This window comes from Glycomyces salinus (assembly GCF_016428645.1).
GTDB classification, from domain to species: domain Bacteria; phylum Actinomycetota; class Actinomycetes; order Mycobacteriales; family Micromonosporaceae; genus Glycomyces; species Glycomyces salinus.
On record NZ_JAELXW010000009.1, the window covers coordinates 1 to 7,769 of the forward strand.

Genomic DNA, 7,769 nt, shown 5'->3' on the forward strand with positions numbered 1-7,769 from the left:
ACCGAACGTCCACACGTTCAACGTGATCAGCGTGCCCAGCGCGGTCTCGGGCTCGGAGATCCAGCCGCGCCCCTCGATGCCGATCAGGGCCAGGCCCTCGTTGAACAGCCCGTCGGTGCCGAACACCGTCCGCCACAGGATCGCGATGGCGACGCTGGCGCCCAGCAGTGAGGGCAGGTAGAACGCCGAGCGGTAGAACGGCAGCCCCCGCACGCCGCGGTCCAGCAGCAGCGCCAGTCCCAGCGCGAACGCGAGCTGGAGCGGCACCGACACCAGCACGTAGGTGAAGGTCACCCCCAGCGACTGGTGGAGCCGTTCGTCCGCCAGCATGCGGGCGAAGTTGTCGAACCCGGCGAACTCGGCGTTCTGGAGCAGGTTGTAGTCGGTGAAGCTCAGCACCAGCGAGGCGGCCATGGGGCCGAGGGTCACCAGGAACAGTCCGGCGAACCACGGCAGCAGGAACCAGAACGCCACCTTGTTCTGCGGTTTCGCTTTCGCGCCACGGCTGCGCAGGCCGTGCAGCTCCGTGGTCGCGCTCATGAGGCGGCCTCCCGCGGGCGTGCGGTGCCTCGACCGGGGGCGGCGGGGGAATCGGCCATTGACACTCCTTCGTATCGAGGGGCAGAGTGACCGGTCACTGCTGCGGGTTCGACCAAAGATAGTGACCGGTCACTCTTGTGTCAATATATTCGAAGGAATCATCGGAAGGAAACCGGCAGATGACCGAACGTCAGAAGGACTCCCGACGCCCCACGATCAGGGAGGTGGCCCGGCTGGCCGGCGTTTCGCACCAGACCGTCTCGCGCTATCTGCGCTCCAGGGAGGGACTGCGGCCCGACACGCTCTCCCGCATCGACGAGGCCGTCCGGGAGCTGGACTACCGGCCCAACCTGCTCGCCAGGTACCTGAACACGCGGCGCACCGGGAGGCTGGCCATCGTGCTGCCGGTGATGGTCCACAATCCCTCGCGCATCATCGCCGGGGCGACCGGGGCCGCCCACGAGGCCGGGTTCTCCCTGGAGGTGCTCAGTTTCGGGGGCGGGACCGACTCTCGGACCGAGCGGGTGCTCGAACTCGCCGACTCCGCGCAGGTCGAGGGCATCCTGGCGCTGGCGACCATCGCGCCGTCGGTGCAGGAGCGGCTCGGCAACGGCGCGGCGATCGTGGTCGCGGCCGACTTCGACGACGAGATGCGCACCGTCGGCGAATTGACCGACGCCGCCCCGGTCCACGAGATGGTCGAGCACCTCGCGAGTCTGGGTCACCGGCGCTTCTACCACGTCGCCGGGGACCTGAAGTTCGCCTCGGCGCGGGCCAGGAAGGCCGCCTACATGGAGGCGATCGACCGATTCGGCGTCGAGTCGGCCGGCGTGTTCGACGGGGACTGGTCGGCCCGGTCCGGCCTCGAAGCCGTTCGGGCGCTTCCCGAGAGCAACCTGCCGACGGCCGTCATCGCCGGCAACGACACGGTCGCCGTCGGCGTGCTGCGCGGGGCGGACGAGCGGGGCCTGGACGTCCCCGGCGACCTCAGCGTGACCGGTTGGGACAACAGCGAGTTCGGGCAGTTCCTCAAGCCCGCGCTCACCTCGGTCGAGATCGACCTCGAAGGGGTCGGCCGCGAGGGAATGATCCGGCTGGTCAGGGCCGTGTCCGGCCGCGACCTGGAACCGGCGCGGGGGCCGGTCAACCGGCTGATCTGGCGGGAGTCGACCGCGGGCCCGGGGCCGCGCTGACCGGCGTTCAGGCGGCGGCGCCGGTCGACTCGCGCCAGACGATGCGCTGCAGGGAACCGGTCGGATCCGGCGCGGGCTCGCCGCGCAGGGCGGCGGTCAGCAGCCGCATGGCGCGGCGTCCGGCCTCCCGGAAATCGAGGTCCACCGTGGTCAGCGACGGCGTGGTGTAGCCGCCGAACTCGTAGTTGTCCCAACCGGTGACCACCAGGTCCCCGGGTACGGACCAGCCCCGCTCGGCGGCTCCGCGCAGGACCCCGGCGGCGAGGATGTCGTTGGCCGCGATGACCGCGAGCGGGGGCGTGCCCTCGGGCAGCGAGAGCACGGCGCGGCGGCCGGTCTCGGCGGGCCAGTCGCCGCCGAGCACGCCGAGCGATTCGACGCCGAGCCGCTCGACGGCGGCGAGGTAGACCGCCCGCCGGGAACGGGCCGAGGCCCATTTGTCCGAGCCGGCGAGGTGCACGAACCTCCGGTAGCCCGCCGCGGCGAGCGCGGTGATGAAGTCGTCGATCAGGCTGGCATCGGCCAGGTCCCCCACGCTGTGCATCTGGTCGTCGAAGGCGGTCGCGGTGACCACGGGCGTGGAGTCCGACGCGGTGGCGAGTGCCTCGGCGACCACCGGGATGAACGCCAGGATCCCCTCGAACTGCCGCCCCGCGGCCAGTTCGAGCAGTCTGGCGGTCCGGTCCTCGGCGGTGCCCTCCAGGCAGTGGGTCTCCATCGCGTAGCCGGCCTCGGCCGCGGCCTCGCCGGCCCCGCCGAGCATCCGCATGTGGTTGTCGGCCCCGACGCCGGTGACCAGCGCCAGGCGCCCGGAGCGGCGGGTGCGCATGGACCTCGCAGCGAGGTTCGGCCGGTAGCCGATGGTCTCTGCGGCTTGGAGGACCCGGTCGCGGGTCGCCTGCGAGATGGCGCCCTTGCCGGTGAGCGCGTACGACACCGTCGCCTGGGAGACTCCGGCGGCCCGGGCGACGTCATGGCTGGTGGGCGGGCGGGTTTCGGTCACGGCGGCCTTCCTGTGCTTGACAAGCTCGACATCGAAAGTATAGTGACTCTCATCAATTGATACGTATCACTAACCCAGTGATCATGCTACGCCACGAGCGGAAACTCCACCTCGCGACCACCGACCCGACCGACCCCGACCGGAGGACCACCATGCCCAGACGACGAACGGCCATCGCCCTGGCGGCGACCGGAACCATGCTCCTGTCGGTCTTCGCGACCGCACCGAGCGCCTTCGCCCAGTCGGGCGTCGACATCGCCATCGACTACGGCGCCGACCTCGGGCCCGCGACCCATGTCGCCAGCGGATTCCTGCACGGCATCGACCCGGCCGACCCCGACCAGTACCTGATCGACGGCGTCGACGTGCGCTCCATCCGGGGAGCCGACTACCACCGCAACCTGCCGAGCCTGTACGACCGGGCCACCTACGACCGGGTCGCCGCCACCGGCGCGGAGCAGCAGGTCGGCCTGTACTACTACAACGACGACCCGACCGATCCGAGGCGCACCTACCGGCCCGGCGACGGCGGCGACTACGACACCTGGCGCGAGATCGTCACCGAGGTCTACACCGAGGCCCAGGACCGGAATCTCGGGTTCGCAAGCTGGATCACCTGGAACGAGCCGGACATCCAGTGGGGCGGCGACTTCGACGGATACCTCGCCGCCCACGACGTCGCCTTCGACCGGATGCGGGAGCTCGACCCGGACGCGAAGGTGCAGGCGCCGGAGTTCTCCCGGTTCAACTTCAGCCTCCTGACCCAGTTCCTGACCTACTGCCGCGACAACGACTGCCTGCCGGACGTCCTGGCCTGGCACGAGCTGTCCGACACTCCCGCCGACGTGCCCGGCCACGCCGCGCAGATCCGGCAGTGGATGCTCGACAACGGCATCGACCCGATGCCGATGGCAGTCACCGAATACCAGGGCACCGGGTACGGCAACCCGGACGCCTGGCACACCGGCAAGAACGTCCGCTGGCTGGCCCAGTTCGAGCGGGCCGTCCCCTACGGCATGGACTCGGCGCTGTACTCGGCCTGGGAGTGGGTTGGCGGCGACGACCGCTTCCGCGCCAGCCTCGGCAATGCCGCCGACCGCGCCACCGTCTCGCTGCCGCGCGGCGTGTGGTGGAACTACCACGCCTACGGCGACATGACCGGGCGGATGGTGGAGACGACCTCGACGTCACCGACCACGGTCGACGCCTTGGCGGCGGTCGACACCGGACTGCACCGCTCGGTCGCCCTCATCGGCAACCAGACCTCCGAGGGCCAGAACGTGACCCTGCGTCTGGAGAACCTGCCGGCCGAACTGATCCGCGACGGCCGGGTGCGCGTGCGGGTCGAGGCGAACTCGAACGCGGACACGTTCACCAATCCCGGCACCGACTTCGAGCAGGACGTGGCCGTCTCCGGCGGCGATGCCGTGATCGACCTTCCGTACCCGATGCGGCCGGGCGGGTCGCTCCGCGTCGACGTGATCCCCGCGCTCGACTCGGCGGCGACGACCAGGTGGGAGGCCGAGGACCTCTCGGCGACGCCCACCGGCGGCGTCGCCTACCGCACGTTCGCAGAGGACGGGCTCAGCGGCGGCGAGGCGGCCGTCCTGGAGGCGACGGCGAACGGGCATTCGGTCTCCTACGACGTCGACGTTCCCGAGAGCGGCGTCTACAACCTGCGCGCGGGCCTGAAGAACCTGGAGTCGCGCGGCATGGCGCAGATCTATGTGGACGGGGAGCCGGTCGGCGGTCCGCTCGACGAGTACGGAGAGGTCCAGTACTACGACCAGCACGCGGGCGTGGTCGCGCTGTCGGCGGGCACCCACGAGATCGAGTTCCGCGTCGTCGGCGCGCACCCGGACGCCACCGCGCAGTGGTACGTGATCGACTACGTCGAGCTGGTCCGGCTCGGCGAAGGCGGCTCGCAGTCCACGGAGATCGTCAACCGCAACTCCGGCAAGTGCCTCGACGTGACCGGCGCTTCGTCGTCCGACGGCGCGGCGATCATCCAGTGGGAGTGCCACGGCGGCGACAACCAGGAGTGGAGCCTCGAAGACGCCGGAGGCGGCCACGTCCGAATCGTGGCCGGCCACTCCGGCAAGTGCCTCGGCATCGAGGACGGCTCGACCGCCGACGGCGCCGCGGCCGTCCAGCAGACCTGCTCCGGGACCGCAAGCCAGCAGTGGGAGGTCCGCGACTCGGGCGGCTACAGCGAACTGGTGTCGCGGCACTCGGGCAGGTGCCTGGACGTCAGCGGCCAGTCGACAGAGGACGGCGCCTCGCTCCAGCAGTACAGCTGCTGGGGCGGCGCGAACCAGCAGTGGAGCCTGTAGCGGCGCAGCGAACCCGATTCCCCCTCACGCCCGGCCCGGCGGCGCGCCGCCGGGCCGGGGCCTATCGGGAGGCCCGGGTAAGGCGGACGGCCATGTACTGGCGGGCCGGCAGGTCGACGCGGATCTCGCCGGTGGCGTCCTCGGCGACGCGGTCGACGGTCATGTTCCAGGTGTCGATCACGTCGACGTCGAACGAGCCGCCCTCGGGCAGGTCGATCATGCGGAACCGGGGCCGGTTGAAGCCGAAGTAGATCAGCTCGTACTCCCCGGCCACGCCGCCGCGGGGCGCGTCCCAGTCGGACTCCAGCGGGTCGAGCACGCCGGTCGGCGACCGCTCGACGACGGCGCGCAGGAAGGCGATGCGCTCGGGGCTGGAGCCGAGAAGGCCGCCCCCTTTGGACCACCACAGCTCCTCGGCGTCGTTGACGTAGGTCTCGCCGTGCTGCACGTAGCCGCCGCGGACCGCGCCCTCCCAGCAGCGGCGGAGCAGCTCCTCGCCGGTGAGGTTGCCCCAGCCCCAGTCGATGTCGCCCTCGTAGCCGCATTCGTCGACCACGACCGGCTTGCCCCAGCGCTCCCGCCACTGGTCGGTGTACTCGGCGGTGCGGTACACGTCCTGGCGCTGGGCGCTGACGTGGGTGATCCACGGTTTCGAGTGGTCGTAGAAGGGGCCGCAGTTGTGGATCGAGCGCAGATGACCGAACGGGTCCTCCTCCGCCACGATGGCGGCCAGGCGCTCCCAGTCGGCCTCGGTCTTCGACCCGAGGAGGTCGTACTCATTGGCCGTCGCCCACCACACGTTCGCGAAGGCCGCCAGCCGCCGCACCGTGTAGCGCACCAGGCGGTCGTCGGCCGCGGCGCCGAGGTCGGCGAACCCCCACCTGTCGTAGGGGTGGCAGAGGATGACGTCGGCCTCGATGCCGCTCTCGCGCAGGGCGAGCACCTCCTCCTCGAAACGGCGGAAGAACGCCGGGTCGAACCGGGTGGTGTCCCAGCCGTCCTCGACCGACCCCGGGAAGGGAAACAGCTCCGGTTCATTGTCGTTGTACTGGTAGGACTTCGGCAGCAGGCACATGCGGACCTTGTTGAACCCGGACTCGGCCAGGATGCGCCTGGTGGCCTCGCGCAGTCGCTCGACCTGGTGGGTCCAGGCGTAGGCGGTGGTGCCGAACGGCAGGTAGCGGGTGCCGTCGGCGTGGGCGAAGTGGAACCGGTCGGCCACTCGCACCGGCCCGTGCGAGCCCGCAGCGGCGGGGCCGCAGGTGAAGCGGCCGGTCCGGCCGTGGAGGTCGGGCGAGTTCGAGGCGGTGGCGAAGGTCCAGGCGCCTTCGGCGTCGGGCATGAACCTCACGCGCCAGATCCCGTCGCCGTCGTAGAAGCCGCCGACTCGGACCGGCCGCTGCCCGTCGCTGAACTCCGCGTGCAGTTCCACGTCGGTGAACGGATTGCCCTCCGAAGGGCCGGAGAGCTCGAGCTCGAACACCTCCCACCTCGGGCATCGGTCGCGGAATCGCACGCGGGCGGGCGCGGGGGCGGCCGCCCCGGTGTTGCGAGGTTGCTGCACGGAGAGTCCCCGTAGACGATGATCACTGCCGCCGACGGCCCGGCGCGGGATGCCCGGGCCGCCGGTCTTCGGCAGATGGGACACTACCCGAGCCAGTGATACGTATCAAGACCTTCCGGGAGCGCGGATCAGGCTGTGACGCACTCCCGTCCGTTGACGTAGGCTTCGACGTTCGATTCCGGCGGGATCGGTCCTGTGCCGATGAACCCGGGGCCGTCCCATCCGCCCACCGGGATCGGTGGGGCCCATGCGGGCGGTGTGAATCGGACCTTGTCGTCGACCCACTTGATCTGCGCCTTCCAGCCCTGCTGGATGACGGTGCCCTCGGGCAGGGTGATGACGACCAGCCAGTCCTCGCCGGGGTCGACCAGGGGGCTCAGGAGGACCCGGCCCTGCCAGCCGCTCCCCCAGTCGTTCACGATCGAGTACTCGAACACGCAGGATGGCGCGGTGGGGCCGCTCGAATGGACGGTGTCGGCCTCGCCGCAGCGGTCGATCACGTCGGACGGCTCGGCGAGGCAGACGGCGATCGTGACGTACTCGATCCACTGCTCCGAAGCGAGTTCGACCTCGTTTCCCTCCCCGAACTCCATGGTCATGCCATGCGAGGCGACGACTTCGCCCCCGTCGGTGTAGGCAGTGAACTCGATGACGCGGTCTCCCGGCGCTGTGGGCGGGCAGTCCTCGCCGGGCGGAGCCTCGGCCACCGCCTCGACGTTGTCGCCGATGAAGTGGGCACGGTTCGGTTCGGGCGGGTGAACGGCGGGGAAGGACACCTCTCCGAAGGTCTCGTACCAGTCGCAGGGGCCCGGCCCCAGGTGCCAGGCGCTGTAGGCCTGCGGCGGTCGTTCGGGGTGCGCGGCCGAGGCCGGTGCGGCGAAGGCCATGGCCGCCAAGGCGGCGGCGAGCAGGATGAGGAGCGGTCGGGCGAGTCTCATGTTGCCTCTCGGGGGTATGAGCGGTCACGGCGACCGGACCGGCGACCACGCGAACGAACCCGCTCACGAGCCGCAAAACGGCGCCCAACCTCAGACCGAGACGGCCCGGCATCTCGAAGTATCCCCTGATGCATCGAAGTCTGTCAATACAAAAGGAGGGCCGGGGACCGCTTCGCGGTTCCCGGCCCCTCGTGCGTT

6 protein-coding genes are annotated in these 7,769 nt (G+C 70.5%); 2 read left to right on the top strand and 4 right to left on the bottom strand.

The genetic code is table 11. From position 1 onward, the window contains the following. Positions 1–540: carbohydrate ABC transporter permease (locus JFB92_RS03820; RefSeq protein ID WP_199035053.1), on the bottom strand; the 540-nt coding region annotated here is incomplete at its 3' end. 179 nt (positions 541–719) lie between these two features. Between JFB92_RS03820 and JFB92_RS03825 the strand changes: the two genes are divergently transcribed. Further along, entirely contained in the window at positions 720–1,733 is a 1,014-nt protein-coding gene (locus JFB92_RS03825; protein ID WP_199035054.1) for a LacI family DNA-binding transcriptional regulator, read from the top strand. A gap of 7 nt (positions 1,734–1,740) precedes the next feature. Here the strand turns inward: JFB92_RS03825 and JFB92_RS03830 are convergent, their stop codons facing one another. Continuing rightward, positions 1,741–2,736 carry a LacI family DNA-binding transcriptional regulator gene (locus tag JFB92_RS03830; protein ID WP_199035055.1) on the bottom strand — a complete coding sequence of 332 codons (996 nt, stop codon included), beginning with the start codon at positions 2,734–2,736 and terminating at the stop codon, positions 1,741–1,743. An 83-nt stretch (positions 2,737–2,819) separates the two neighbouring features. Here JFB92_RS03830 and JFB92_RS03835 point away from each other — a divergent pair, with 83 nt between their 5' ends. Beyond that, positions 2,820–5,069: an RICIN domain-containing protein gene (locus tag JFB92_RS03835; protein WP_233162257.1), complete on the top strand. Its 2,250-nt coding sequence runs from the start codon at positions 2,820–2,822 to the stop codon at positions 5,067–5,069. Between the two features lie 61 nt (positions 5,070–5,130). Here JFB92_RS03835 and JFB92_RS03840 read toward each other — a convergent pair whose 3' ends face one another. Continuing rightward, entirely contained in the window at positions 5,131–6,633 is a 1,503-nt protein-coding gene (locus JFB92_RS03840; protein ID WP_372451564.1) for a DUF5605 domain-containing protein, read from the bottom strand. A 128-nt stretch (positions 6,634–6,761) separates the two neighbouring features. Beyond that, on the bottom strand, positions 6,762–7,571 hold the full coding sequence (locus JFB92_RS03845; RefSeq protein ID WP_199035058.1) for a cellulose binding domain-containing protein: 810 nt from the start codon (positions 7,569–7,571) through the stop codon (positions 6,762–6,764). Positions 7,572–7,769 lie beyond the last annotated feature (198 nt).